This window comes from Chromobacterium paludis (genome assembly GCF_008275125.1).
Classification (GTDB): domain Bacteria; phylum Pseudomonadota; class Gammaproteobacteria; order Burkholderiales; family Chromobacteriaceae; genus Chromobacterium; species Chromobacterium paludis.
Window position 1 is genome coordinate 1998368 of sequence record NZ_CP043473.1, and the last position, 26964, is coordinate 2025331.

26 protein-coding genes are annotated in these 26964 nt (G+C 66.4%); 10 read left to right on the forward strand and 16 right to left on the reverse strand.

Annotated elements, in window-relative coordinates; translation table 11 throughout:
- Nucleotides 1-12: 12 nt before the first annotated feature.
- The 12 genes from FYK34_RS09185 to FYK34_RS09240 all read right to left on the reverse strand — a co-directional run bounded on the left by FYK34_RS09185 (nt 13) and on the right by FYK34_RS09240 (nt 9788).
- Nucleotides 13-708 (reverse strand): RNA polymerase sigma factor FliA, encoded by a 696-nt coding sequence (locus tag FYK34_RS09185; RefSeq protein ID WP_149296086.1) that lies wholly within the window; start codon nt 706-708, stop codon nt 13-15.
- Nucleotides 709-712: 4 nt separating this feature from the next.
- Nucleotides 713-1150, reverse strand: a complete 438-nt coding sequence (locus FYK34_RS09190) for a flagellar basal body-associated FliL family protein (protein WP_149296087.1) — start codon at nt 1148-1150, stop codon at nt 713-715.
- Nucleotides 1151-1173: 23 nt separating this feature from the next.
- Entirely contained in the window at nt 1174-2184 is a 1011-nt protein-coding gene (locus tag FYK34_RS09195) for a flagellar hook-length control protein FliK (protein WP_231137414.1), read from the reverse strand.
- On the reverse strand, nt 2181-2468 hold the full coding sequence (locus FYK34_RS09200; RefSeq protein WP_149296089.1) for an ABC transporter substrate-binding protein: 288 nt from the start codon (nt 2466-2468) through the stop codon (nt 2181-2183). The genes FYK34_RS09195 and FYK34_RS09200 overlap by 4 nt, the downstream gene beginning before the upstream one ends.
- Nucleotides 2455-2847 (reverse strand): flagellar export chaperone FliS, encoded by a 393-nt coding sequence (gene fliS / locus FYK34_RS09205; RefSeq protein ID WP_149296090.1) that lies wholly within the window; start codon nt 2845-2847, stop codon nt 2455-2457. Before fliS ends, FYK34_RS09200 begins: the two co-directional genes overlap by 14 nt.
- A gap of 25 nt (nt 2848-2872) precedes the next feature.
- Entirely contained in the window at nt 2873-4222 is a 1350-nt protein-coding gene (gene fliD / locus FYK34_RS09210; RefSeq protein WP_149296091.1) for a flagellar filament capping protein FliD, read from the reverse strand.
- A gap of 84 nt (nt 4223-4306) precedes the next feature.
- On the reverse strand, nt 4307-4744 hold the full coding sequence (fliJ, locus tag FYK34_RS09215; RefSeq protein WP_149296092.1) for a flagellar export protein FliJ: 438 nt from the start codon (nt 4742-4744) through the stop codon (nt 4307-4309).
- Nucleotides 4741-6054, reverse strand: coding sequence for a flagellar protein export ATPase FliI (fliI, locus tag FYK34_RS09220; protein ID WP_149296093.1), 1314 nt, complete (start codon nt 6052-6054; stop codon nt 4741-4743). The genes fliJ and fliI overlap by 4 nt, the downstream gene beginning before the upstream one ends.
- Nucleotides 6055-6057: 3 nt before the next feature.
- Nucleotides 6058-6729, reverse strand: a complete 672-nt coding sequence (gene fliH, locus FYK34_RS09225; protein ID WP_149296094.1) for a flagellar assembly protein FliH — start codon at nt 6727-6729, stop codon at nt 6058-6060.
- The gene (locus FYK34_RS09230; RefSeq protein WP_149296095.1) at nt 6726-7778 is read right to left on the reverse strand and encodes a flagellar motor switch protein FliG; all 1053 of its coding nucleotides are present in this window, start codon (nt 7776-7778) and stop codon (nt 6726-6728) included. The genes fliH and FYK34_RS09230 overlap by 4 nt, the downstream gene beginning before the upstream one ends.
- Nucleotides 7762-9435: a flagellar basal-body MS-ring/collar protein FliF gene (gene fliF, locus FYK34_RS09235; protein ID WP_149296096.1), complete on the reverse strand. Its 1674-nt coding sequence runs from the start codon at nt 9433-9435 to the stop codon at nt 7762-7764. Before fliF ends, FYK34_RS09230 begins: the two co-directional genes overlap by 17 nt.
- 11 nt (nt 9436-9446) lie before the next feature.
- Complete coding sequence (locus tag FYK34_RS09240; RefSeq protein WP_149296097.1) at nt 9447-9788, reverse strand: flagellar hook-basal body complex protein FliE; 342 nt, start codon at nt 9786-9788, stop codon at nt 9447-9449.
- A gap of 228 nt (nt 9789-10016) precedes the next feature.
- Between FYK34_RS09240 and FYK34_RS09245 the strand changes: the two genes are divergently transcribed.
- The 8 genes from FYK34_RS09245 (at nt 10017) to FYK34_RS09280 (ending at nt 17366) form a co-directional block, all read left to right on the forward strand.
- Nucleotides 10017-10853, forward strand: a complete 837-nt coding sequence (locus FYK34_RS09245) for a FliM/FliN family flagellar motor switch protein (protein WP_168209693.1) — start codon at nt 10017-10019, stop codon at nt 10851-10853.
- 17 nt (nt 10854-10870) lie between these two features.
- Entirely contained in the window at nt 10871-11212 is a 342-nt protein-coding gene (gene fliN / locus FYK34_RS09250; RefSeq protein ID WP_149296099.1) for a flagellar motor switch protein FliN, read from the forward strand.
- Complete coding sequence (fliP, locus tag FYK34_RS09255; protein WP_149296100.1) at nt 11212-11949, forward strand: flagellar type III secretion system pore protein FliP; 738 nt, start codon at nt 11212-11214, stop codon at nt 11947-11949. Before fliN ends, fliP begins: the two co-directional genes overlap by 1 nt.
- Nucleotides 11950-11962: 13 nt before the next feature.
- Entirely contained in the window at nt 11963-12235 is a 273-nt protein-coding gene (gene fliQ, locus FYK34_RS09260) for a flagellar biosynthesis protein FliQ (protein WP_149296101.1), read from the forward strand.
- Nucleotides 12236-12237: 2 nt separating this feature from the next.
- Entirely contained in the window at nt 12238-13017 is a 780-nt protein-coding gene (fliR, locus tag FYK34_RS09265) for a flagellar biosynthetic protein FliR (protein WP_149296102.1), read from the forward strand.
- The gene (flhB, locus tag FYK34_RS09270) at nt 13010-14149 is read left to right on the forward strand and encodes a flagellar type III secretion system protein FlhB (protein WP_149296103.1); all 1140 of its coding nucleotides are present in this window, start codon (nt 13010-13012) and stop codon (nt 14147-14149) included. Before fliR ends, flhB begins: the two co-directional genes overlap by 8 nt.
- Nucleotides 14146-16236 carry a flagellar biosynthesis protein FlhA gene (locus FYK34_RS09275; RefSeq protein ID WP_149296104.1) on the forward strand — a complete coding sequence of 697 codons (2091 nt, stop codon included), beginning with the start codon at nt 14146-14148 and terminating at the stop codon, nt 16234-16236. Before flhB ends, FYK34_RS09275 begins: the two co-directional genes overlap by 4 nt.
- Nucleotides 16237-16499: 263 nt before the next feature.
- Entirely contained in the window at nt 16500-17366 is an 867-nt protein-coding gene (locus FYK34_RS09280; RefSeq protein ID WP_149296105.1) for a response regulator, read from the forward strand.
- Between the two features lie 67 nt (nt 17367-17433).
- On the opposite strand, the gene FYK34_RS09285 is transcribed toward FYK34_RS09280, so the two are convergent.
- The 4 genes from FYK34_RS09285 to FYK34_RS09300 all read right to left on the reverse strand — a co-directional run bounded on the left by FYK34_RS09285 (nt 17434) and on the right by FYK34_RS09300 (nt 23943).
- A complete protein-coding gene (locus FYK34_RS09285) occupies nt 17434-19167 on the reverse strand; it encodes an ATP-binding response regulator (RefSeq protein WP_149296106.1) in 1734 nt (577 codons plus the stop codon).
- Nucleotides 19164-19658, reverse strand: a complete 495-nt coding sequence (locus tag FYK34_RS09290) for a hypothetical protein (protein WP_149296107.1) — start codon at nt 19656-19658, stop codon at nt 19164-19166. Before FYK34_RS09290 ends, FYK34_RS09285 begins: the two co-directional genes overlap by 4 nt.
- A 167-nt stretch (nt 19659-19825) precedes the next feature.
- Entirely contained in the window at nt 19826-22495 is a 2670-nt protein-coding gene (locus FYK34_RS09295) for a M9 family metallopeptidase N-terminal domain-containing protein (RefSeq protein WP_168209694.1), read from the reverse strand.
- Nucleotides 22496-22770: 275 nt separating this feature from the next.
- Nucleotides 22771-23943, reverse strand: a complete 1173-nt coding sequence (locus FYK34_RS09300; RefSeq protein ID WP_149296109.1) for a flagellin N-terminal helical domain-containing protein — start codon at nt 23941-23943, stop codon at nt 22771-22773.
- 201 nt (nt 23944-24144) lie between these two features.
- On the opposite strand from FYK34_RS09300, the gene FYK34_RS09305 reads away from it, so the two are divergent.
- Together FYK34_RS09305 and FYK34_RS09310 are read left to right on the forward strand one after the other, a co-directional pair.
- A complete protein-coding gene (locus FYK34_RS09305; RefSeq protein WP_168209695.1) occupies nt 24145-25413 on the forward strand; it encodes a S10 family peptidase in 1269 nt (422 codons plus the stop codon).
- A 78-nt stretch (nt 25414-25491) separates the two neighbouring features.
- Nucleotides 25492-26880, forward strand: a complete 1389-nt coding sequence (locus tag FYK34_RS09310; RefSeq protein ID WP_149296111.1) for a CoA transferase — start codon at nt 25492-25494, stop codon at nt 26878-26880.
- Nucleotides 26881-26964 lie beyond the last annotated feature (84 nt).

Sequence of the window (26964 nt, forward strand, 5' to 3'; positions counted from 1 at the left end):
AATTTCCTTGCCTCAGGCCGCCATCAGGCACGCCTGCATTTTTTTCAGGGCGCTCTTGTTGATCTGGCAGATGCGGGCCTCGGTCAGCTCCAGCACCGCCGCGATCTCCTTGAGACTCAGTTCGAACTCGTAATACAGCTGGATCACCTGTTGCTCGCGCTCGTTCAACGCGGTCAGCGCGCGCGCCAGCTCGCTCTGCCGCTCCAGCCTAGCCTCGGGCGAGCCTTCGCCCGCCAGCTCCACGCCCGATGCCACCAGCTCATCAAAGCTGGCCATGGCCTCGGCGTTTTCCGCCAACAGCGCCTCGCGGTAAGCGTCGGCATCCAGTCCCAGCAAGCTCATCGCCTCCGCCTCGGACGGCTCCCTGCCCAGCTTGCGCCGCAGCTCGCGCAGGCCGTCGCGCACGCGATGCGCCTCCTGCCGCACCGAACGCGGCCGCCAGTCCAGCCGCCGCAGCTCGTCCAGGATGGCGCCGCGGATGCGCAGCATGGCGAAGCCGGCGAAGCGCTCGTCCGGCTCGCCGCCATAGCGGCGCAGACAGTCCAACAGCGCCATCAGGCCGATCTGCTCCATGTCCTCGCGGTCGAACACGCCGCCAGCCTGGCTGGAGAGCTGGCGCGCGGCGCGCTTGACCAGCGGCGCGTAAGCGGCAAGGTGCCGGGATTCGTCCCGCGCCTGGGCCGGCTGGGCATAGCTTTCGGCGTACATCGGCTTACTCGATGATCAGCTTGCCCACCATCACCTCGCTGAACGGCGGCTCGCCCTGCTCGCGCGCGTAGGACGCGCGGTAGGCCTTGCTCAGCAGGCTCTGGTAGTCGTCTATGCTCAAGGCGCCGGCGCGCTCGCGGCTCAGCTGGGACAGCGCGCGCACCGCCACGCTCTTCAGCAGCGGCAGCTGTTCCTTCACCTTGGCCTCGTTGTCCGGGCTGCTGCGGAACACCAGATCCACCGCCATGTAGCGCGGATCGCCGCCGGCGTCGGCGCGCAGCATCACGATGATCTTGTCCAGCGTGACATAGCGATAGTCCGCCGGCTTGGGCGCCCGGGGCGCGGCGCGCTCCGCGCGCTGGACATACCACCAGCCGCCGACGCCCGCCCCGGCGGCCAACACGGCCGCCAGCGCGGCCGCGATCAGGGTTTTGCCATTCATGTGTGCCCTACCTCCTCAACGCTTCAACCCTGCTCCAGCTCGAAACCGCCCGCCGCGCGCCAGCCTTCCCGGCTCAAGGCCCGGCCCGGCTCCTCGCGCGCTTGCGGCTCGCGGCCGTGGCGGCCGCCCTGGCCATGGCCGGACGGCATGCCTTCCTTCACGTCCACTGCCACCTGGGTGTATTGGCGGCTGCCCAGGTCCTGGCGCAAGGCATCGCCTATGCTCTGCAGCTGCCGCACCACTTCGCCGTGGGAGGCAGTCAGCTCCACGGTCAGGACCCCGGCCTGATGGCGGATGGCGATCTCCAGCGAACCCAGCGCCGGCGGGTCCAAACGTATCGTCGCGCGGTCCTGGTTCTGGCTGGACAGCACTTGCAGCCGCTCGCCCAGCGCCGCCTGCAGCTTGCCGCCCCAGCTTTCCGGCTGCGCGGCCGGCAAGGCCAGGCTGACGCTCTCGGCCGGTTTGCCCGGCTCCGCCGCATGCGCGGCCAGCGGCATCAGGGAAGGCAAGGGCGCCGCCGCAGCCTCCTGCGGCAAGGACGACTCGGCCAGTTGCGCCGCCAGCGCCTTGCCGGCAACCGCGCCGAGCGGCGCAGCCAGCTTGGCCTGAGCGGCCCCGGCCGCGTCCGCCGCCAGGCCTGGGCCGTCGGACGACGCCTGGGCAGGCACGGCAGCGCCTTGCGGCAGGATGGCCTGCCACGCGATGGACGGCCGCATCGCCGGACTCAGCGCCAGCGGGTCAGCCTGGCGCGGCTTGACGGCGTCCCGCTCCGATGCCGCCCGCGCTTGCGGCGGCGGCGCCAGCGGCGCGGCCTGCGGCGCCCCGCAGAACGACAGCGGCGTCTTCGGGTCCGTGTCGGCGGTCTTGTCCTGAGCGTCGGCCGGCGTCACCTGCCCCGCTTGCTGCAAGGCCTCGGCAAAATCGACGCTGGACGCGTCATCGGCTTGCGAGCGCTCGTCCCGACCCGGCGCGACGATATCGTCCAGCGGGGCCGGCGCCGGGTTCTGGATAGGCGGCGGTGCCACTCTGCTCATGCTGGTTCCCATTCACTGAATTGCGCGTAGGCCAGCTGGCCCTCGCGCTGCTGGCCGATGGCGGCCAGCCTGTGCCGCAATGCATCTGACTCCGCTTGGCTGCGCGCCAGCGCGCCGCGGTAAGCGGCGGCCAGGGCCTGCCTGTCCTCGTCGTCCCAGCCGGCGTCCGGCGCCGCCAGCCTGTCGCGCAGGCGCTGATCGATGCCGGAGAGCGTCTGCCAGTCGCGGCGCGCGCCGGCGGCGGCGATGGCCTGGCACAGCGCGTCCACCTCAGGCCGCGGCATGCTGGTCCCGCACGCCTATCCAGCCGCCCTTCAAGGTGACCAACAGCGTCTCCGCCTCGTCCAGCGCCGCCACATCCAGCTCCACGCTGGCTTGGTACAAGCGATGCGCGCAGTAGTCGTACAAACGCGCCAGACTGGCCACCACTTCGCCGCCGGACTCGAAGTCCAGCGCGCTGGACAGGCCGTTCAGAATGTTGATGCACTTGCTGATGCTTTCGCCCTTGGCCTCGAAACGGCGATGTTGCAGATGGCCGCGCGCGCGCGCGATCTCTTCCAGCAGGCCGTCGAACAGCACCAGCACCAGCTCCACCTGGCTGGCGGCGTGCGTCTGCGACTCCAAATTGACCGCGTGGTAACTGCGGTAGGCTTCGTAATCCACTGTCTTGATCCCGCCTGTCTTGTAATCAGTTGAAGTTGAGCATGCCCAGGGTTTGGGTCATCTGGTCCTGCATGCTTTGCAATTGGGTGAACTGCGTCAGATAGCGCTGGTACAGACGCTGGTATTGCTGCTGCAGCGCGTCCTGGCGGCGGTCCAGGTCTTTTTGCTGGCGGTCGCCGCTGTCGCGCCGCTGCTTGATCAGGCCGCTGCTGGCGTTCAGCCACTTGTCCAGATAGTCGCCGCTTTGCTTGAGCGCGCCGTTTTGAGACTGGCCGCTGAAAAAACGGTCCAGCGCGTCCGGCGACGCCTTGAGCGCGTCGCCCAGCTTCTTGCTGTCCAGCGTCAGGGTGCCGTCGCGGCTGGCGCTGATGCCCAGCTGGCCCAGGGTGATGCCGTCGTAAGACTGGCGCAGGATGGTGTTGAGCTGGCCCTTGAGCGCGCGCACGCTGGAGTCGTCGGCGAAGGCCGCGCCGGGCTTGCCGCTGCTGCCCGGCTGCGATAGGTCGGAGATGGCCTTGAACACCTTGTTGTAGGCGTCGAGGAAAGACTGCAGGTTGGCGTTGGTGTCGCTGTCGCTGCGGCTCACCGTGACTTGCAGCGGCGCGTCGCCGTCCTTCATCGCCTTGTTGACGGTGAGGTTGACGCCGTCGATGTTGGTGAAGGTATTGGAGGCCTGCTGCATGCGCACGCCTGTTCCCTTGCCGCCCAGCCACACCACCGCGTCCTGCGCCGCGGTCAAGGTCTGCGAGCTGGACAGCCCCGCCTTCAGGCCGGCGTCGCCGACCTGGCTCAGGTCTAGGGAGATGGCGCCGGCCTGGCCGGTCTTGCCGGAAGACAGCACCAACTGGCTCGCGCCGTTGTTGTTCAGCACGATGGCGCTGACCTTGCCGCTGTTGCCGTTGGCGCGGTTGATGGCCATGGCCAGCTCGGTGACCGACAGTTTGCCGTCCCCATTTTGATCCGCGCCGCTCATGGACACGTCGAAGCTGTCGCCGCCGGCCAGCTTGACGGTGAATTTGTCGCCGGACTGCGCCGTTGCCGCGCTCAAATCCCCCATCGCCAGTTGCTGCGCGCTGGCGGTCTGCTCGACGAACAGGCTGTAGCTGCCCGGCTGGGCGTTGCCGGCCGCGCTGACGCTGGCGATGCCGTCCTGGCTCGCCGTCGCGCTCATCGCCACCAGGCTCTTTTTGCCGTTCAAGGTGGAAAGGCTGCTCTTATAGTCCTGCAGCGCCTTCTGCAATTGGCTCAGCGCGTCGCTGCGCGCCTTTGAGGCCTTGGTCTGACTGTCCAGCGCGCTCTGCATATTGCCCAGGCTGCTCTTGGCGAGATTGTCCGCCCAAGTGCTGGGCGGCATCGCGTTGAAATCTATCGCCATCGCTATCCCTTTCGTCCGCTATTCAATGGTCTGCGCCATGAAAGGGCGACCGCCGCGCGCGGCGGCTGAACCCGCCGTGAATATTCACCATGCGCCGCGCCCCCTGAGCCAGGCCTGGCCCGCCGCTTCGTCGGTTCGCTTCTGCTCGGCGCGGCTGCGCTCGGCCCGCCAGCCGGAGACGGCCTCATCGCGCAGTTGCCGCACCTGCTCTTCACGCCGGCGGGCGGCTTCCAGCCGGCCGCGGCTGATTTCGGCGTCGGCCTCGGCCAGCTTCAAGTCCTGGCGCTGCGCTTGCGCCAGGCCGCTCAGATGGCTCTTGTAGCCGGCGCAGTTCAGCGCCAGCGCCGGATGGCCGGCCGCCGCCGTGGCGCCGCTGGCCGCGGACAGCTGCTCCAGCCGCTCGATATTGCGGCGGTAGCGCTCCTGCAGCCGCCACTTGGCGGCCAGCTCGGTTTCCAGCTTTTCGCCGTCGCGCCGGCGCAGCGTCAGCAGCAGGTCGAATTGGCGTATGGATGGATTCATGCGCGGGCAAGCTCCTGCAGGTGTTGGCGGGTGTGTCCGAATGGCGCGGCCTCCCCGGCCGCCTGGCGCAATAGCGCTTCAATCGCGGGCTGCAGCCGCAAGGCCCGGTCTGTGGCGGGGTCGGCGCCGGGCACGTAGGCGCCCAGCGGCAAGAGGCCGCGCACTTCCTGATAGCGGCTCCAGGCGCCGCGCAGCTCGCGCGCGGCGGCGGCGTGTTCTTCATCGATCAGCTGGCTCATGCAGCGGCTGACTGAGCGGCCAATGTCTATGGCTGGATAATGGCCGCGCTCGGCCAGCTCGCGGCTCAGCACGATATGGCCGTCCAGAATGGCGCGCGCGGTGTCCACCACCGGGTCCTGTTGGTCGTCGCCCTCGGCCAGCACGGTGTAGATGGCGCTCATGCTGCCTTCGCCGCCCTCGCCGTTGCCGGCGCTCTCGGCCAGGCTGGGCAAGAGGCCGAACACCGAAGGCGGATAGCCGCGCGTGGCCGGCGGCTCGCCCAGGGCCAGCGCCACCTCGCGCTGCGCCATGGCGTAGCGCGTCAGCGAATCCACCAGCAACAGCACGTTGTGCCCGCGGTCGCGGAAATGGGCGGCGATGGTATGGGTCAGTTCGGTGGCTTTCAGCCGCATCAGCGGCGACTCGTCGGCCGGCGCAACCACCAGCACCGCCTTGGCCAAGCCTTGCGGCCCCAGCGCATGCTCGACGAACTCCCGCACCTCGCGGCCGCGCTCGCCGATCAGGCCCACCACCACCACATCGGCCTCGGTGTGGCGGGTAATCATGCCCAAGAGCACGCTTTTGCCCACGCCGGAGCCAGCGAACAGCCCCACGCGCTGGCCGCGGCCCAGGGTCAGCAAGCCGTTGATGGCGCGCACGCCCACGTCCAGCGGCGTGTCCACCGGTTTTTTCTTGAGCGGATTGATTTGCGGCGGGTGAGCGGCCAGCGGAGAATCGCCGCCCAGGCGGCCCTTGTCGTCCAGCGGTTCGCCCAGGCCATTGACGATGCGGCCCAGCCAGCTCTCGCCTATCATCAGGCCGCCGTTATCCGGCGCCGGCAGCACCCGCGCGCCGGTGGCGAGGCCCACCGGCTTCTTGAACGGCATCAGGAAGGACACTTCGCGGCGGAAACCCACCACCTGCGCCTGCAGCCAGCCGCCGCCGGCGGTTTCCACCAGGCAGCGCTGGCCGGTTTGCAGCGGACAGCCCACGCTTTCCAGCAGCAGGCCGCTGACGCCCACCAGCTTGCCGCTGACGGTGGCCACCGGGGCCTCCGGCACCGAGAGCTGGCTCAGGGCCTGGCGCAGCATGGCTTAAGCCTCCTCCGCCAGCAGCTGCTCGCGCAGGCTGTCCACGCAATGCGCCAGCCGCTGGCGGCAGCCGGCGTCGGCCTCGAACTCCACCCCGCGCACGCGGCACTCGCCCGGCGCCAGCGTTGAATCAGGGTTCAACTTCCACTGCGCGGCGCGCTCCGGCGCCAGCTCGCGGATGCGCTGGCATTCTTCCGGATTCAGCAGCACTTCCACCTCGCCCTGGCTGTGGGCGCCCTGCGGCAGCGACGCCAGCGTTTCCTCCACCAGGTCCAGAATCTGCACCGGCTTCAGCGCCAGCTCGCAGCGGATCACCTGGCGCGCCACCTTGGCCACCAGCTCCACCACCTCGTCGCGCTGCGCGGCCTGGTAGTCGCGGCACAGCTTGTTCAGTTGTTCGATGGCCGCCGCCAGCGGCGCGCCCAAGGTTTCCAGGCCGGACAGGGTCTCGGCGCGCGCGGCGGCGGCGCCTTCGGCGCGGCCCTGCTCCAGGCCCGCCTGGTAGCCCGCGTCGCGGCCGGCCGCCTCGCCGCTGTCGTAGCCTTCGCGATAACCGGCGTCCATGCCCTGGCGGAAGCCGTCGGCGGCCGACGCCTGCACCTCGGCCGCGGCGTCCGGCGCCAGCGGCGCGCCCTCGATCAAGGGCGGAAAACGGAAGGGGCGCCAGGTTTTCACTCGACCACTTCCTCAGGAAACAGCTGCAGGTCGATCTCGCCGGCGTCTGCCAGTTGGCGCACCTGGGCCATGACCTCGCGGCGCGCCTCTTCCACGCGGCTCTTGGGCACCGGGCCGGAGCGGCGCATGGTGGCCTCGAAATTTTGCGCCTGGCGACGCGGCATGGTTTGGATAATCGCGTCGCGCACCGCTGGTTCCGCGCCCTTCAGCGCGATGGCCCACTGCTCCAGCGGCACATCCTCGCATATGCGCGTCAACACTTCCTCGGTCTGGCGCGACAGGATGAAGAAGTCGTACATGCGCGCCTCTATCTCGTCGACGATGTCCGGATCGTGCGCGCGCAGCAGCTCCATCATGCGGCCGCGGTCGCCCGGCAGCCGGTTGAGGATGTCGGCGGTCTGCTGCATGCCTTCCACCGCCGTGCTTTGCGTGTGCAGGCTCTCCAGGCAGCGGTCCACCAGCTCCTCCAGTTCCTGCAGCAGCTCGCGGTCCACATCCTTCAGCCGCGCCACGTTGACCAGCACGCTGTCGCGGCTGGCGGCCGGCAAGGCGTCCACCACCTGGCCGGCCAGCGCCGGCGGCAGGAAGGCCAGGAACACCGCCTGCATGCGCACATGCTCGGCGGCGATGCGATCGGCCAGCCATTGCGGCGACACCCATTGCAGCCGCGCCATCTTGGGACGGATGGCGTCGCCGTAAATGGTGTCCAGCACGCTGCCGGCGATGTCGCCGCCCAGCGCCAGCTCCAGCGAGCGCTTCAGGAAGCTGCGGCTGGCGCCGTGCACGCCGCTTTGCTCGCGGTATTCGTCGAAGAAGCGCTGCATGGTGGTCTTCACCGCGTCCACCTTGATGCCGCTCATGCTGGACATGGCCTGCGTCACCTGCAGCAGCTCCTCGCGGCTGAGGCAGCGCAAGACGGCGGCGGCGGGCTCCTCGCCCATGCACAAGAGCAGCACGGCGGCCTGCTCGATGGCGCTCATCTGGCCGGCGGGCGGCGCGGAGGGAATAGAAGCCGGGGCTTCCGGCGCGGGATTATTGCTTGCGTCCATTGTTCTGCACCCATTGCTTGACCACTTCCGCCACGCGCTCCGGCTCCTTGGCCGCCAGCCCCTTCAGGTGCTCCACCATCACATCCACCGGCGATCCGGCCGGCGGCAGGTCGTAGTTTTCCAACAGCGGCACCACCGGACTGTTCCCTGGCGCCGCGGCCAGCGCGGCCTGGCGCTGGGCCGCTGCCTCGCGCGGCGAACGGTTGTCCAGCAGCGGATCGTCCGGCGTCACATCCAGCTCGTCCGGCGTGTAATCGCTCAGCTTGCGATCCGCCAACTGGCGCGCGATCTTCAGCAGCGGCCGCGCCAGCAACAGGTAGGCCAGCAGCAGCGCCACGGCGTAGCCGATCCAGCGCGCGCCCTCGTACCAGGTTTCCGGCTGCTGCCAGATCGGCTCTTCGCGCGGCGGCGCGGCGAAATTCAAGGTGGACACCACCAGCACGTCGCCGCGCGCGGCGTTGATGCCCAGGCCGTTACGCAGCAGCTTGTCGATATTGGCCAGATCGGCCGGCTGCCAGCCCTTGCGTCCCGGCGCGGCGGCCTGATTGAGCGCCACCGCCACGCTGAGGCGGCGCAGCGTGCCGCGCGCCTTCTTGATATTGGTGATGTTGCGGTCGTAGGCGTACTGGCGGGTGACGGCGTTTTTGCTGTTGCCGGCTTTCTCGCCCGCGCCGCCGGAGGCGTCGGTATTGACCGGGCGATTGCTCAAGGAGCCCGGCACGCCCAGCGCCGCGCGCTCGGTGCTGGTCTCCTCGCGCGAAGCCTCGTTGGTGACCTTGGGCGCCTCGCCGTATTTCTCGCGCGTTTCCTCCACGCGGTCATTGTCGACGTCGGCGGTGACGCTGACCTTGAAATTGTCGGCGCCCAGCGCCGGCGCCAACAGGTCGCGCACATTTTGCAAGGCTTCCTGGCGGAAGCGCTTGGCCGCCTCGTTGCCGTTGGAGGCCAGGCTGCCGTCGCCAAGGTCGATGCGGCCGGACAACAGCTCGCCTGCCTGATCGACCAGCGTCACTTGCGACGCCTCCAGCGAGGACACGCTGCCCGCCACCAGTTTGACCACCGCGGCGATCTGCTCATTGGACAATTGCTGGCCCGGCTTCAGCGTCACCACCACCGAGGCGGAACCCTTCTCGCCGCCCACGGTGACGAAGGACGTGCTGCGCGGCAGCGACAGATGCACGCGCGCGCCGGCCACCGGGTCCAGCGCCATGATGCTCTGCGCCAGCTCGCCCTCCAGGCCGCGGCGGAAGCGCACGTCCTGCACAAACTGGCTGACGCCCAGCGGGTCGTTCTTGTCCAGCAGCTCCAGACCCGCCGGCAGCTGCGCCACCACGCCCTTGGCCGCCAGCTGCATGCGCGCGCGGGCGAGCTCGGCGTCCGGCACCAGCACCTGGCCGGTCTGCGGATGAATGCGGTAGGGAATTTTGTCGGCGTCCAGCGCCGCCATCATGTCGGCGCTGCTGACCTTCTCCTGGGCGCCGAACAGCGGCTTGTAGCTGGCGTCGTCCCGCCACAGCCACAGCGTGGCCACCACGCTCAGGCCTATGGCCAACAGCACGATGGGCAGCAGGGTGCGCCAGGCGTTGTCCGGCAGCAGGCGGCGGCCGGCCATTCTTTGTTGTACGGCGGCGAACCCGCTGCGCAATTGCTTGACCACTTGACCGCCCCTTACAGCTGCATCTTGATCAGCTCGTCCACCGCGCCGACCACTTTGTTACGCACTTGCATCAGCATGGAGAACGACAGGCTGGCTTCCTGACTCATCAGCATGGCGCCTACCAGATCGTCGCTCTGGCCGCTGTCCACCTCGGTCATTTTTTCCGAGGCCAGCCGGTTTTGCTGATCGACGTCGCGCACCGCGGCCATCATCGCCTGGCCGAAGCCCTGCGCGGCGGGCGCAGTCTCCTGGGCAGGTCGCGGCGCGGCGGCGGCCCCCTGGCCCAGCGCGCTCATCTCGCCCAGCAGCTGATTGCGGTCGGCATGAATCATCAAACCGAGATTGGCGGCCATTTTCCATCCTTATGTATTTGCATCGGAGACAACGCCGCTCATGGCGATAGCGCTAACAAACCATGAGCAGGCCGGCGGATTTTAAACTCAATGATTTATTTGAGAGCCGGTACTTTTCACAACCGCAAGCGTGAATTTTCCCCCTTTACCGAAGGCGGACAGCCAGTAAGATGCACACTCCCAGCAATAGCCGGGGGCTGCCCGGCCTCCGCACAAACGAAACACTCCATGCCCAAAGCCAAAATCGTTGCGCCGGCAGAAGGCGCCCGCCTGCAGGCCTTGGATCTGCGCACCCTGGGCCGGCCCACCCACTTGCTGCCGCTGTTCGCCCGCACCTTTCAACAGGAGCTGGCCGACTTTTTCGAGCGCGAGCTGAACCGGCGCTACCACGCCGGCTTCCGCCTGTCGCCGCTGCGGCAACAGCTGCCCGAGGCGGACGAGCGGCGCTGGCAATGGCACGCGCTGGGCGATTGGCAACTGGGCAGCCATATCGACCGCGCCCTGCTGCTGGGCATACTCGACTACCGTTTCGGCGCCAACGGCGCCGCGCCCGACGGCGCCCCGCCCGCGGAGACCGAAACCGAACGCCGGCTCTCTCGCATGCTGGCGGAACGGCTGCTGCCGCGCTTCGCCCGCGCCGTGCATGGCCTGAGCGGGCGCGAGCCGCCATTGGCCTCGCCCCAGGCGCTAGGCCTGGCTCCGCAGGCGGCCTGGCAGCTGGAAATCGACGTGGCCGATGCTGACAGGCCGCTGGGCGCGCTCAGGCTGCGGCTGGATCACGCCGCCTTCGACGCCCTGCTGCAAAGCCTGAGCGGCCAGCGCCCCCGCCTGCCGGCCGCCGCCGCCACGCGCTTCGACGAGCAATTGCGGCTGCGCCTGAGCGCGCGCCTGCTGCAGCAGGAGCTGCCGCTGGGCCTCATCCTGGATTTGAAGCCCGGCAGCGTGCTGCCGGTATCGCTGCCGCCCGGCGCGGAAGTCTGCGTGCGCGACGCCGCGCTGTTCCGCGCCAGCGTGGCGGAACGCCAGGGCAAGCTGTGCCTGGCAGGCTTTGCCGACATCGAATGAGCACCGAAGGAAACCTGATGGACCACAAACAAGAATTCGATCTGGACGGCATTTTCGATGGCCTGGATGCCGAAGCGTCCGCCACGGAGACCGCCGCGCCCGCCCGCGACATGACGCCGTTTTTGCGCAAGATTCCCGTCCGCCTCACGCTGGAAGTGGGCGGCGCCGACATCTCGCTGGCCGACCTGTGCCGCATCGGCTCCGGCTCGGTCATCGAACTGGACAAAATCGCCGGCGAGCCGCTGGACATCAAGGTCAACGGCACGACCATAGGCCGCGCCGAGGTGGTGGTATCGGGCGACAACTACGGCCTGCGCGTGGTGGAGCTGAACGACCTGCAGCTGGACAGCCTGGCCTGATGAAGCGCGTACTTCCCGGGCTGCCCGCCGTCGCATTCGGCCTGCTGCTCGCCGCGCCGGCCTGGGCCGAGCCGCTGAAGCTGCTGTCCGCCGCCGGCGCGCCGGACTTCACGATCAAAACCCAGATCCTGATCCTGATGACGGCGCTGGGCCTGCTGCCGGTGCTGGCGCTGATGATGACCAGCTTCACCCGCTTCGTCATCGTGCTGTCCCTGCTGCGCCAGGCGCTGGGCCTGCAGCAAGGGCTGCCCAACCGCCTGATCACCGGCGTGGCGCTGATCCTGACCCTGCTGGTGATGCGGCCGGTGGGCTTGCAGGTGTGGAGCGAGGCCATGGTGCCTTTCGACCAGGACAAGATCACCATGCAGCAGGCGCTGGAAATCGCCGCCAAGCCGGTCAGCCGCTTCATGCTGGCCCAGACCGGCAAGACCGCGCTAGCCCAGGTGGCCAAGCTGTCCGGCGAAGAGAACGTCGCCAAACCCGAAGACCATGCCTTCACCGTCAAGCTGGCCGCCTTTGTGCTGTCCGAATTGAAAACGGCGTTCCAGATCGGCTGCATGCTGTTCATCCCCTTCCTGGTGATAGACCTGGTGGTGTCCAGCGTGCTGATGGCCATGGGCATGATGATGCTGTCGCCGCTGGTGATCTCGCTGCCCTTGAAGCTGCTGTTGTTCGTGCTGGTGGACGGCTGGTCGCTGACCGTCAACACCCTGGTCACCTCGATACAGCCTTACTAAAAGGACGGAAGGCATGCTGACTCCCGATATCGCGGTCGACATCGTCAACGACAGCCTGCGCGTGGTGGTGACGCTGGTGGTGCTCTTGGTGCTGCCCAGCCTGATCGTCGGCGTGGTGGTCAGCCTGATCCAGGCCGCCACCCAGATCAACGAGCAGACGCTGTCCTTCCTGCCCCGCCTCTTGGTGGTGCTGCTCACCATCGCGCTGGCCGGACACTGGATCACCGGCTATCTGATGGACTTTTGCGTCGCCATGTTCCAGCGCGCCGCGAGCCAGGTGGGTTGACGGTGCAGGACCTGTACGCGCAGTGGCTTAACCTGCTCCCCGCCGTGTGGTGGCCGTTTTGCCGCCTGCTGGCGGCCTTCAGCGTCGCGCCCTTCATCGGCGACGCCATCGTTCCGCTGCCGGCGCGCGTCGGCCTGGCGCTGGCGCTGGCCGTGGCTTGCATTCCCGCCATGCCGGCCCACTCCCCCATAGACCCGTTCACGCTGCACGGCGTGGCCGCCAGCGTGGAGCAGGTCGTCATCGGCCTGCTGTTCGGCCTCGCCTTCCAGCTGACCCTGTCCATCCTCGCCTTGCTGGGCTTCCTGCTGTCCTCGCAGATGGGCCTGTCCATGGCGGTGATGAACGACCCTGGCAACGGCAGCGGCTCCGACGTGGTGTCCAGCCTGCTCTACCTCTTGGCCGCCCTGCTGTTTTTCGCCATGGACGGCCATCTGGTGCTGGTTCAAGTCGTCTACGCCAGCTTCCGCGCCTGGCCGCTGGGCGCGGGCATCCCGCAAGCCTCGCTGACGGCACTGGCCGCCAGCGTGGGCTGGGTGATGTCGGCGGCCATGGTATTGGCGCTGCCGGTGGTGTTCGCCACCTTCGTGGTGCAGGCCGGTTTCGGCATGATCAACCGCGTGGCGCCAGCGCTGAATCTGTTTTCCCTGGGCTTCCCGGTGGTGACGCTGTTCGGGCTTTCCACCCTGACCCTGTTGATGCAGGTGCTGCCGCCGCAATACCTGAGCCTGAGCGGGCAGACGCTGCGCCTGCTGGACCAATTGCTGAGCATGGGCCATGGCTGAGGCGCACGCGGGTGACAAAACCGAAAAGGCCACGCCGCAGCGGCTGCGCAAGGCGCGCGAGCAAGGCCAGGTGCCGCGCTCCAAAGATCTGGCCGCCGCGCTGGGGCTGTTGCTGGCGCTGAAGATGATGTTTTGGCTGGCGCCCGGCTGGCTGGACGACTTCCGCCAGCTGTTCGCGCTGGCCTTCGCCCCGCTCTCCGGCCAGGGCGCGCTGGAAAACAGCGGGTCCAAGCTGTTCGGCGGCACGCTGTTGTTGATCCTGAAAATGCTGGCGCCGCTGGCTATCATTCCGGCCGCCATGCTGCTGGTCAGCCTGTTTCCGGGCGGCTGGGTGTTCGCGCTGTCCCTGATCGGCCCCAAGTTCGAGCGCATGAACCCGCTGGCGCATCTGTCGCGGCTGGCCTCGCCCAAACACGCCAGCGAGATCGGCAAATCCATACTGAAGGCACTGATCCTGAGCTGGCTGCTGTACCGCATCGCCAGCGATTCGCTGCATGACTTCTTCGCCCTGCACAGCATGCCGCTGCTGCCCAAGCTGGCCGGCGCGGCGGATCTGCTGCTGAGCTGTCTGCTCAAGCTCTCCGCCGTGTTCCTGTTGTTCGCGCTGGCCGACTTGCCGCTGCAGGTCTTCCTGTTCTTGAAACAACAAAGAATGAGCAAACAGGAAATCAAGGAAGAGTACAAAAACACCGAAGGCCGCCCTGAGGTGCGCCAGCGCATCCGCCAGTTGCAGCGCCAGCTGGCCCAGCGCAGCGTGCGCAAGGCGCTACCCAAGGCCGATGTGGTCATCGTCAATCCCAGCCATTACGCCGTGGCGCTGAAATACGACGAAGACCGCGCCGAAGCGCCCTTCATCATCGCCAAGGGGGTGGACGAGATGGCGCTGTACATCCGCCAGCTGGCGGACGAATTGAAACTGACGGTGCTGCCATTGCCGCCCTTGGCGCGCGCCGTCTACCACACCACCCAGGTCAACCAGCAAATCCCCGCGCCGCTGTATCGCGCGGTGGCGCAGGTCTTGACCTATGTCCTGCAACTGAAGGCATTCCAGGCGGGCAGCCGCCGCAGCCGGCCCACCCTGCCGGAACTGGCGGTCCCGCGTGAACTGTCCGATCCCGATCCCGCAACATGAATTCGCTGACCAAACTGCTGGCCGACATCGGCCGCCACAAGCTCGCCGCCCCGTTGTTCCTCTTGGCCATCCTGGCCATGGTGATGCTGCCGCTGCCGCCCTTGGCGCTGGACATGCTGTTCACTTTCAACATCGTGCTGGCCATCATCGTGATTCTGGTCAGCGTGTCGGCGCGGCGGCCGCTGGATTTCTCGGTGTTTCCCACCATCATTCTGGCCACCACCTTGATGCGGCTGTCGCTGAACGTGGCCTCCACCCGCGTGGTGCTGCTGCACGGCCATGAAGGCACGCATGCCGCCGGCCGAGTGATCGAGGCCTTCGGCAATGTGGTGATAGGCGGCAATTTCGTGGTTGGCATGGTGGTGTTCGTCATCCTGATGATCATCAACTTCATGGTGGTGACCAAGGGCGCGGAACGGATATCGGAAGTCTCGGCCCGCTTCACGCTGGACGCGCTGCCGGGCAAGCAGATGGCCATCGACGCCGACCTCAACGCCGGCCTGATCAACCAGGAGCAGGCGCAGCAACGCCGCCGCGACATCGCCACCGAGGCCGATTTCTACGGCGCGATGGACGGCGCGTCCAAATTCGTGCGCGGCGACGCCATCGCCGGCATCCTGATCCTGATCATCAACCTGTTCGGCGGCGTGGCCATCGGCGCGCTGATGCACAATCTGAGCGTGGGCGACGCCTTCCGCCAGTACGCGCTGATGACCATAGGCGATGGCCTGGTGGCGCAGATTCCGGCGCTGCTCTTGTCCTCCGCCGCCGCCATCATCGTCACCCGCATCAACGACGAAGCCGACATGCCGCAACAGGTCAGCAGCCAGATGCTGGCCTCGCCCACCGTGCTGATGAGCGCCGCCGGCATGATGTTGATCCTGGCCATCATCCCCGGCATGCCCTGGCCCACCTTCCTGGGCTTCGCCGCGCTGCTGGGCTATGTGGCCTGGCGCATGCACGCGCGCCAGCCGCCGGCCGCCGCCGCTTTGAATCAAACCGCGGTCAAGGCCGCCATCCAGGGCGAGGCGGAAATCGAGCTGGAGTGGAGCACGCTGCCGTATTCCGACACCCTGGGCATCACGTTGGGCTACCGGCTGGTGGCGCTGCTGGACGCCGGCCAGGGCGCGCCGCTGACCAAGCGCGTCAAGGGCGTGCGGCAAAGCTTGTCCGAACAGATGGGCCTCTTGCTGCCTGCCGTGAGCCTGCGCGACGACCTACGCCTCAAGCCCTCGCAGTACGCCATCCAGATTTCCGGCGCCACGGTAGCGGAAGCCGAGGTCTACGCCGACCGGCTGATGGCCATCCCCTCGCCCGAAGTCTACGGCGACATCGACGGCATACCCGGCATCGACCCGGCTTACGGCATGCCCGTCACCTGGATCGCCCAGGCCGACAAGAGCAAGGCCTTGGGCCTGGGCTATCAGGTGGTGGACTGCGCCAGCGTGATGGCCACCCACCTGAACAAGGCCATGCGCGAGAACCTGGCCGAGCTGTTCCGCCACGACGACGTGGCCGCCCTGGGCGAGCGGCTGGCCGCGCTGGCGCCCAAGCTGGCCACGGCGCTGGGCCAGGCATTGACCCCGGTGCAGCAATTGCGCGCCTATCGACAGCTGCTGCAGGACCACGTGTCGCTGAAAGACATCGTGCCCATCGCCACCGCCCTGCTGGAAGCCAGCGATACCACCAAGGACCCCATCATGCTGGCGGCGGAAGTACGTTGCGCGCTGAAGCGGCAGATCATCCAGGCCATTGTCGGCCCGCGCGACGAGATCCGCGCCTTCAATCTGTCCGCCGAGCTGGAAAACCTGCTGCTCGGCGCGCTGTCGCAAGCGCAGCAGACCGGCAAGCCACAGCTGGACAGCTTCCCGGTGGACCCCAATGTGCTGCAGCAGCTGCAGGCCAATATGCCGGCGGTGCGCGACCAGATGAAACAGCAAGGCCTGCCCCCGGTGCTGCTGGTGATGCCGCAGATTCGGCCGCTGCTGGCGCGCTACGGCCGCCTGTTCGCGCCCGGGCTGCACGTGCTGTCTTACAACGAGGTGCCGGAAACCCGCCAGGTCAGCCTAAGCGGCACCCTGGGTTGAGTCTCTCGCATTTCATGGCAAATGCCGGTCGCCTTGGGCGCGGCGGATCGTCGCATGCTTTGCGACGCGCACATGGAAGCCGCTTGGCTCGCAAACCTTGCCAGCCATAGCGATACTCACACGTACTTTTTTGCATGTTGTGAAAATGCATACGCATGCATCGCAAAATAAGAAAATTTTTTCATTTGATGCACATTACAGCGACATGTCTGCGCAGCCGATGATAGCATTCAAGCCATCACGACTTTGTCACGGCAGCCACCATGACCGACGCCAAATCCGCTAACCAGATCATCTGCGACAACATCCGCAAGCAGCTGGAAAAATTTCACTGGCCGGAAGCCCAGCAGGCCGGCCTGATCGAACAGATCCTGGGCCTGAGCACCTCTCAGGCCTACCGCAAGCTCAACGGCAGCAGCCCATGGCAGCTGGCCCAGGTGGAAAAGCTCGCCCATTACCTGAATATTTCCACCTCCGCCCTGCTGGTGGGAGAGGCGCCGCAGCCGGAACAGCCGCAAACCCCGGAACAGGACCTGGTGCCGGCCATCCTGCACCTGAACAATCAAAGCGGCGAAGCGCATTGCTGGATCCTGCTGGGAGAGCGGCTGGCGGACGACTCGTGCGCGCCGCTGTTTCTGGCCAAGCGCCTGCACGACTGCTGGCACGTCTTCCCCGGCACCCAGTTCGACGGCGAAGACGGCCACGAGGTCAGCTACTTGACCATACGCCCTCCCAAGCGCGCCAACAGCAAGCGCCTGCTCGTCGGCGTGCTGGACGACAAGGACGCCGACCTGCTGTCCGCCATCCTGGTGCAGCAGGGCCTGTTCGCCTTGCCTTACTACAACTCCGCCGCGCTGTTGCAGTCTCTGACGCATGAAGACTTCGACGCCTTCGTGCTGGACTGGGTGCTGGACGAATCCGCCAGCTGCATGGAGGTGATCGAAACCATACGCCGGCACAAGCCCAATGTGCCCATCATCGTGCTGACCGGCTATGCGCTGGAACACGAGAGCGAGCTGTCCAAAGCCTTGCAGATGCGCGGCGTCTACTACATCGGCAAGCCCGCGCCCGGCTCCATCCTGGCGCTGCAGATCAAGAACATGGTCACCAACGCGCTGGAACCGGCCTGATCGCCACCGCGCCGCAAAGCAAAACAGGCTCCTCAGGAGCCTGTTTGTTTTTGCGCGCCCAGCTTGTCTACTGGGGCAAGGATGCCAGCGCCGCGCGCAGCTGCTGGCCGTCAAAAGGCTTGCCCAGCCGAGCGGAAAACCAGCTGGCGCGGTTGTCGGAAAATTCCGCGGGATTGGCGCTCATCGCCAGCATCAGCGGGCGCTGCGCCTGCTTGCGCGCCAGCTCGGCCAGCAGATAGCCGCTGTCCGCGCCCAGCTGCATGTCCAGCAACAGGATGTCGAAACGCTGCTGGGCCAGGCAATCGGCCGCCTGGGTCAGACTGGCGGCGCAACGCACCTGAAAGCCGTCCTGTGTCAGCCACTCCGCCACCGACGAGCGGATTTGCGCGTCGTCGTCCACCAAGAGCAGGCTGCGCCCGCCACGCCCGCCCACCACCTCGCGCAGCGGCAGACGCACGGTAAAGATCGAGCCCTTGCCCACGACGCTGTCCATCTCGATATGGCCGCCGAACAGCCGCACCAACTCCTTGACGATGGACAAGCCCAGGCCGCTGCTGCCGGGACGCCGGTTGCGCCCCTGGCTGAAGGGCTGGAACAGACGCTCCCGGTCCTCCTCCGCGATGCCGATGCCGGTGTCGCTAACGTCCAGCCACAGTTCCAGCAGCTCGTCTCGCCTCACGCCGCGCGCCAGTATCTTCACTTCGCCCTGATCGGTGTAGCGAATGGCGTTGGACACCAGATTGCCGACAATCTGGCGCAGACGGATCTCATCCATCATCACCATGTCGGGCAAATCCGCGGTCTCGCAGCGCAAGGCCAATCCCTTGGCGTCGGCCAGCGGCTGCATCACGTCCATCACGGTGCGCAGCACGCCGGACAGGCTCATCCGACCGGGATTCAAACGCAGCTGCATGTTCTTGATGGCCGACACGTCCATGATGTCGTGCACCTGGCTGGTCAGCTGCGCCATGCCCGTCTTCATGCGCTTCAGCGCCAACTGGGCGGCCGGCTCCGGCAGCACGGCCGGCTCCACCAGCTCCATGCACATCTGCATGGACTGCAGCGGCGAGCGGATTTCATGGCCCAGCGCGCCCAGGAAAGTGGTGCGATCCAGCTCCAGCGCCACCGTGGCCTGGTGCGCGGCGCGCTCCTGGTCCAGCAAAGCCTGGCGCGCCTCCGCCAGCGTCTTCACCTCGTGATAGCGCATCAGCATCAGCAGGATGCCGCAGATGCCGCCGCACAACACCAGCTGCAAGGCCAGCATCTGCGAGCGCTGGCTGGCCAGGGCGCGGGTGCGCGCCATGCGCGTCGCCACCTCCACCTCGCGGCTCTGCACCGCGAAATTGGCCAGGACGGGACGCAAGGCGTCGATGCGCACCACCATATTGCGCGCGCTCTGCGGCGTCAGTTGCCTCCACTCGGGATCTTTCAGCACCGGCCCCAGCGCGCTGGTCATCGCCTCGAAGCCCGGCACGCCGCGCAGCTGGCGGTGCACCAGCACGGTGTCCGGCGCCTCGAATACCTGATAACGGCTTTGCAGCAGCTGCAGCTGCCGCTTCACCGCGGGCTGATTCTGCGGATCGGCGGCATAGCCGATCAGTTCAGCCCGGGTCTTTTCCAGCTCGATATGCAACTGGGCGACGTTCCAGTACAGCTGCTCGCTCTTGCCGCTGTCGATCAGGCTCTGGCTGGCGTGGTCCATGCGGTAGAAGTTCCACACCGCGGCCAGCAGCAACACCAGCAGCGGCAGCATCAGCCACCAAGGCGCCTGCAAATAGCGTTTCAGCTTTCCCTGCGTCACATCACCTCCATCGCTTCGACCTGCCACACCAGCTTGGCGTCAAGCGCAGGCCCCTTGTCGGCGTCCGGCATGTCGGGCAAGGGATACATCAGCCACAAGGGGCCGTAGTGGGCGACATCGAAAGGCTTGTTGTCGATGCGCCGCGCCAGCACCACATTGCGGCTGTTCAGTTCCGAAACGGCTATGTCATAGCGGTAATAATTGATCGCCAGCACCCGTACCGTGCTGCCCTTGGCCTCCACCTTGGCCAGGATGTCCCGCACCAGCGGCCCGCTGAAGCTCACCATCGGCGTCCAGCTGGTGGCGGTGCGAAAATTCACTTGTCGCAGCTTGGCCAGATCACTGTCGCGGAACTGGTAGATTCCGCGTTTGGCATCGGTAAAGCGTCCGATCTTGCCCGACACCGTCAAGATCACCGGATCGGCATTCGCCACGGCGCAAGCGCCCAGGCACAGGCCCAACACCATCAAGCAGGCCTTACGCATAGCCATCCTCATTCTTCAACAACGCAAAAAAATGAGATTATATTCGCCCAGGCTCCCGCTCAACCAGCCTTGCGCGGAAAATCCGCCGCATCCGCGCCCTTGGGCAGGCGGAAATGCATCAGATTGGCGGCCGTAGCAAGGCAAAAGCCGGGCGACCCCGGCTTCCCCTGCGCTTAGCCGGCCTCGGCCCAGCACTGCGCTTCCGGCACATCGCGCGGCGCGGCGCGCAGCTCCACCACCACATCACGGGACTGCGAGCCCTTGCTCACGCGCACGATCATGCGGTCCGCCTTGCCCGGTTCGTCGGCGTCGCGCCGGTAATTGAACGCGCCCCACTCCGCCACCTGAGCGCGCCCCAATAGCGGGCCTTGCGCCAGCTGGTAGCGTTCCACGCCGCCCACGCCCTGCAACTGGCCGCGCAGGCAGCGCACCGCGCTGCCGTAGCGGGTCTTGGCCAGGCCCAGCTCGCCGGGCAACGGCGGCTGCGGCTTGCCGCCGGACGGACCCAGCGGCCCTTCGCAACGCAGCGCGGCGGTTTTGCGCTGGAAGTCGTAATCGGTGGCGGCGCAATTGGCGGCCAACAGATTGTTCAGTCCGCCGGTTTTGACCAGCCCTTGCAGCGCGCCATCCAACGCGCGGTCCAGCTCTTGCCTGGCCTGGGCATGGTCCGCCGCACTCAGCGGCAACGTGCCCTGGCATTCGAAGCGGCGCAAGACGCTGTCCTTGCCGTCGGCCCACACCTGGCAAGCCACCGGCAGCGCGCGGCGCATTGCGGCCTCCACGGCGGCGGCGTCGCCGGTTTGCCATTTATCGGCAGCGAACCAGTCCACGCCTTCGGTGGTGGAGGTATTGCCCAGCTGGCCGGCCTGAGCCAATTTCACCTGCTGGTCCACGTAAGCGCGGAAGCCTGCGCTCAAGGCGGCGTCGCCGCCCATGTCGCGCACCAGCGCGTCAAAGCGGCTGACATCGTCGGCGCGCAGCGCGGCCAGGATGTCGGCGATCTTGCCCGGCTGTTTCTGATTCAGGTAGTAGAACCACAGCGCGGAATGGCTGTAGAAGTCCCAGCCATCGCCATAGCTGGAGCGCATGATGCGGGATGGCTCGAGGAAACTGCCGGGCCAGCCGCCCGCCACCACGTCCACCACATGGCCGCGCACCTTGATGCCGTCGCGCGGCGTGCTCCAGGCCATGAACTCGGCAAAGCCTTCGTCATACCACGGCATGCGGCGCTCGTCGCGGTAGAACTCGGACGTGCCCCACATGCCGGGCTGGATGTAGCGGCCGGATAGATAGTGGACGTATTCATGGCGCACCAGCTCTTCCAGCGACAGATAGCTTTCCTTCGGCACTTCGCGCTGGAAGGTGTAGAAGGCGCCGTCTTTCTCGATGTAGATGCCGCCGTTATCGGTGGACAGCTCATTGAGCAGGCCCTGGAAGCGCTGGTAATCGGTCTTGCTGCCGTAGATCACCATGCGCAGCCTGGCATTGGCGTCGTCCGGCACCGGATTGCGGGTGCCGGCCACGCGGAACAGCTGGGACTGCACCTGCTTCATCGCATAATACAAGGGCTCGACATCGGCCAGGCTCAGCGGCGTTTCGAATACCAGATTGCCGTTATCGAAGCGCCAGCGGTTGGGGAACAGATGCGCGCGCAGCTCCTGCTCCGCCTGGCAGATGCCATAGCGCTCGCAGGGCACCTTGCCCATTTTCTTCAAGGCATACACCGCCTCGGCCCAGGCCGCGCCGTATTTCTCGCCCTGCAGATGCAGCGCCACGGCGGACTCGGCCTGCGGCGCGGTACGCGGATACTGCAGGAAGCGACCGGTCTCGCGCAGCGTGTTGAGGAACATCTGCTCATCGGCAAAGGCCGGCTGGCCGGCGCGCGTCAGCCCCGCCAGGCTGGCGACGAGGCCATCCAGCTGCCCCTGCTCCACCTTCTGCGCAAAGTCCGGCTGGTAATGCATGTTGAATAGCAAAGTCTGCATCGGATGCAGGGCGTAACGCGCCCAGCTGTCCTTCACCGCCGCGCGGTAGCGGCCAAAGAAACGGCCCAGCAGCGGCAGCGCGTAATCGGCTTTGCGCACGGAGTCGGCCAGGATCAGGGTTTCCGCCACACTCTGGCGCGCGTCGCGCGCGCGATACCAACCATCGGCGTCGCCATCGCCGTCCTGCGCCCTGACGTTCCAAAGCGCCGGGTTGGCCGCCAGCGCCTCCACCGCCCGCATCACCGGCTGGTCCACCGCTGCGCCGTAATCGCCCACCTCCTTGGCGTGGCTGTATTGCAGGAAGTAACCGGCTTTCAGGAACACCGCCAGCGGCCACAGGCCGTTGGCGTTCTGGCCGTCCCATGCGGTCGCGCGCTGGCGCGCCTCGGCCGCCACCAGCTGCATATTGGCCGGCGACACCACGCGGTAGCTGAAGCCGTCTGCCTGGAACAGGCGGTTCATGCAAGTCCCGTCCACGCTGGCCACGTAGCGCACCAGCGCCTGGCCGCTCAATTGGCCGAGCCTGGCTTCGTCGCAATCGGCATAGCGGGGCGCCGCCGGCGGGGACGACGCCAACTGGCGCGCGGCCAGTCCCTGCAAGCCCCGCGGCTTGGCGGGGGGCTGAGCGCCTCCGTTTTCCGGCGCCGTCGGCGGCAGGCCATGCGGATAAATCGGTTTTTCCGACAAAGCCGGGGAGTGCGAGGAAAAGCGAGCTGCGGGCGCGTTGGCCTGCGGCGCGGGCTGGCTGGAAGATGGCGCTTGCTTGCCGTCCGTCGCCATGCAGGCGGACAAGGAAGCGGCGGCGATCACGGAAAGCCCCCACGCGCGGCAACGGCGGAGGCTAGATGTATTTTTCATTCTGTCATCCATTTTCTATTAAATGACGCACAAATTTTATTGTACGAATTTAAAATCATAATGGATTAATCGTACCTTTATCATTGTGTTTAAGACCAGTTTTTAAGATTTAACCGGCACTTAATGGCGGCAATTTTCACAAACCCATGCAACTACGCAATCTTTCACTCAAGACCAAGGCGCCGCCAGGCCATGGCCATGCAAGCGCCGTCCGCGCACAAAAAAAAACCAGCGGCAAAGCCGCTGGTTTGGGATCCTCAGCCAGGAGACGGAGCTTATTGCAACAGGGACATGGCCAGGCTGTTCATGCTGCCGCTTTGCTTCAGCATGGAGGTGCTGGCCTGCATCAGCATCTGCTTGGCGGTCATGGTGGAGCTTTCGCTGGCGTAGTCGGTGTCCATGATGCGGCCCTTGGCGGCCAGAGTGTTGTTGTTCACGTTGTTCAGGTTGTTGACCACGTGATCCAGCCGGTTGGCGTTTGCACCGAGCGAGGAGCGGACGTTACCAACAGCATCCAGCGCCTTGCCAATCGCATCGATAGTCGAACTCTTACCAACTTCATCCGAGTTGCCAGCAGCGACAACAGACGCATAAGCGGTGATGGAGCGATCCAGCGCTTCTTTGGCTTTTGCAGTGGCTACTGGGTCAGCGCCACCTGCAGCAGTCGTCCAAGCAGTCGTTGCGGCAGTCACGGCATCGCTCGCGTCCTTGACATCTTTATTGGTGCTCGCGCTGGTAATGGCCGTCATATCCGTGATTGCAGTGGTGAAGGCTGTTTTCTTCGTTGCGTTTGTCGGATCAAGGTTCAGTTCTGCAGACGCGGCATCAACGGCCAGTTTCTTAGCCGCGACTTTGTCTGCATCCGTCGGCGTAGGAGCCGCGCCGCCGATGGTGGAAACATCTTTTTCGTATTTCTTGGAAACATTGCCCAGCGCGGTATCCAAAATGGTCAAGTCGCCGGAGAGATCAACACCCATAGACTCGCTGGAGGCCGCGCCGATCTGGAAGCTCAGGGCCTTGGTCAGCTTGCCGCCTTGCAGCAGCTTTTCGCCACCAAAAGAGGTGTTCTTCATGATGTTGGTCAGTTCCTTGCCCAACTGGTCAAACTCAGCCTGCATGGCGGTTTTGTCGGAGGCGGTGGCCGTGGCGTTGGCGCCTTCGGTGGACAGGTCCTTCATGCGCTGCAGGATGTTGGTCACTTCGCCCAGCGCGCCTTCGGCGGTCTGCATCATGGAGATGCCGTTTTGCGCGTTCTTCATCGCCACTTGCATGCCGCGGCTTTGCGCGTCCAGGCGGGTGGCGATCTGCAGGCCGGCCGCGTCGTCCATGGCGGAGTTGATGCGCAGACCCGTGCCCAGGCGCGTCATGGCGCTGGACAGCTGGTTCTGAGTGGAATTCATATTGGACTTGGTGTTCAGCGCGGCGATATTGGTGTACAGGCTCAGCATGGAAGTGCTCCGTCAGGGTTGGTCGTGAATCGGCATCTCTGCCCTTACCGAAGCAAGGCGGCGCGGCAGGCGTGGCGCTTAAGCATTGCGAAATGTGAAAAATCACGCGCGCTTTCAAAACCTCGACGTCCAAGCGCCATATCAAGTCTATAAAAGGGTAAATCACGGCAATCCATCATCATGAATGGGATGGACAGGACCATGCACTCCCAAAGCAACCCGTTTCTGAGCGAAAGCGCCGTGCTGAGCCAGTTTCCCGGCTTCGGCCCGACGCGCGCCAGGCAACTGGCCGGCTATCTGTCCGTCGGGGACGATGGCGGCGGCTGGCTGTATTTCTGGTTCAGCGAAGCCGCCATCGCCCCGGAGTCCGCGCCGCTGATCATCTGGATCAACCATGCGCCGGAGCAAAACGCCCTGGGCTGCCTGTTCGACGGCCACGGCCCCTATTTGCTGGGCGACGGCGGGCGGGTGCATGCCAACCCCTTCAGCTGGCACCAGCACGCGCACTATCTGATCATCGACCAGCCGCTGGGCCACGGCCTGTCCTTCGCCATCCATCCGCGTTATCAGCCGGAAAATCATGCGGAAGGCAGCCAACAGGTGTATCTCGCCTTGCAGGAGTTTTTCCTGCGCTGGCCGCGCTACCGCCAGCAGGCATGCTATCTATTCGGCCTGGGACAGGCCTGCCACACCATTGCCCACTTGGCTCGCCGCATTCTAGACGGCAACCAGTGCGGCCAGCCGCAAATCCATCTGTTGGGCCTCGGCCTGGGCAATGCCTGGCTGGCGCCCGAGATTCAACTGCAGAGCGAAATCGAATTCGCTGCCCAGCACCGGCTGATCCGCGGCGACGAATTGGGCAAGGCTCAGGCCCTGCTGCAGGACTTCCGGCAAGTCCTGGCATCCACATCGCCGCTGCGCCAACAACGCAGCACCCGGCTGGCCCTGGAGCTGGAAGCCTATCTGGAGCGCTGCAGCGGCCGCGACGCCCGAGACATCCGCCAGCCGCCGCGCCGCGCCGCCTCGCGCCTGGCCGACTTTCTGGACAAGCCCGGCACGCGCCAGGCGCTGCACATCGACCCTCGCGCCCAGGCCAGCACCGCGCCCTGGCCCCAATCATCCTGGCTGGAGTCCCCCAGCGCCCTCTTTCCTCCCTTGCTGGAGAAGCTGAACATCCTGTTCTTCCACGGCGAATACGGCATGCTGGGCAACCATCTTGGACTCGATGTCTGGCTGAACACCCTGCTCTGGAGCCAGGCGGAAGCGTTCCGTCAGCAAAAACCGACAGAGTGGCGCCCCTACGGACTGCCGGCCGGCACCATCCGCAGGCTGAGCGGCCTCAGCCATGTGCTCATCCACAACTCCGGCCAACACATCGCCCGCGATCAACCGGCCAATGCGCTGGCCATGCTGCGCCAGTATCTGCAGACCAAGGAAGCGATCGCCTACCCTGCGCCCTACATCATTTGAAGCGGCGCCAGGACAAAATGCTTGACTCGACAGCTCAACCAAAATCAAATGGCATGTCCAACCAATAAAGACCATGCCATGTCCTCTCTCGATGCCATCCAACACCTCTGGCGCCACTGCGCGCTGGATCCCGCCTGGCTGCCGCAACTGCGGCTGAGCGGCCACGGTCCCATTCTGCCCTCCTCCTTCGCGCTGGATGCCGCCGCCCAAGCCTGTCTTGCCGCCAGCGGACTGGCCGCCGCCTCCTTCCATCACCTGCGCAGCGGCGAAAAGCAAACGGTGGCCGTGGACCTGCGCCATGCCGTGGCAGAGTTCCGCAGCGAGCATTACCTGCGGGTGGACGGCAGCCAGCCGGCCGACCCCTGGGACAAGATCGCCGGCATCTATCGTTGCGGCGACGGCCGCTGGCTACGCATCCATACCAATTTCCCGCACCACTGCCAGGGCGTGCTGCGGCTGCTGCAATGCGAGTACGACAAGACCGCGGTGGCCGAGGCGCTGCAGGACTGGAAAGCCTTTGACTTCGAGGACGCCGCCGCCTCCCATGGCCTGGTGGCCACGGCGCTGCGCAGCTTCGAGGAATGGGATGCCCATCCTCAAGGGGTGGCCGTGGCGGCACAGCCGGTGTTCTCCATCAGCCGCATCGGCGATGCACCACCGCAGGCCCTGCCCGCCGCCGACCGCCCCTTGGGCGGCGTGCGCGCGCTGGACCTGAGCCGCATCATCGCCGGCCCGCTGGGCGGCCGCGTGCTGGCGGCCCATGGCGCGGACGTGCTGCACATCACGTCTCCCCGCCTGCCCACCATTCCCACGCTGGACATGGACATGGGCCGCGGCAAACGCAATGCGCAGCTGGACCTGGACCAAGCGGACGGTTGCGCGGCACTGCGCCGCCTACTGGCCGACGCCCACATCTTCCTCCAGGGCTACCGCCCCGGCGGGCTGGCGGAGCGGGGCTTCTCTCCGGAAGACGCCGCCCGCGCGCGGCCCGGCATCGTTTATGTCTCCCTCAGCGCCTACGGCAAGCAAGGCCCGTGGGCCGGACGCCGCGGTTTCGATTCGCTGACACAGACGGCCAGCGGCTTCAATATTGCCGAGGCCGCCGCGGCGGGATCGGACACGCCGCGCGCCTTCCCCGCCCAGGCCCTGGATCACATCGCCGGCTATTTCGCGGCCTTAGGCGCGCTCGCCGCCTTGCACCGCCAGCAGCAAGAAGGCGGCAGCTGGCATGTGGAGGTTTCGCTGGCGCAAGCCGGCCACTGGCTGCGCGGTCTGGGACGGGTGGAAGGCGCGATGGGCCTGGCCGTGCCGGCGCTGGACGACGTGCGCCCCTGGCTGGAAGAGTCGGACTCCGGCTTTGGCCGCCTGCTGGCGGTGAGCCATGCGACCAGGCTGTCGCTGACGCCCGCGCGCTGGACGCTGCCATCCATGCCGCTGGACAGCCACGCGCCGGCATGGGCTGTCTGAAAAGACAGGTTTCTTGTCGGGGAGGCTCGCAGAAACTGACGGGGTATCGCGCCGCCGCCCGGGCGGCGCCCTTCCCGCGCCGAG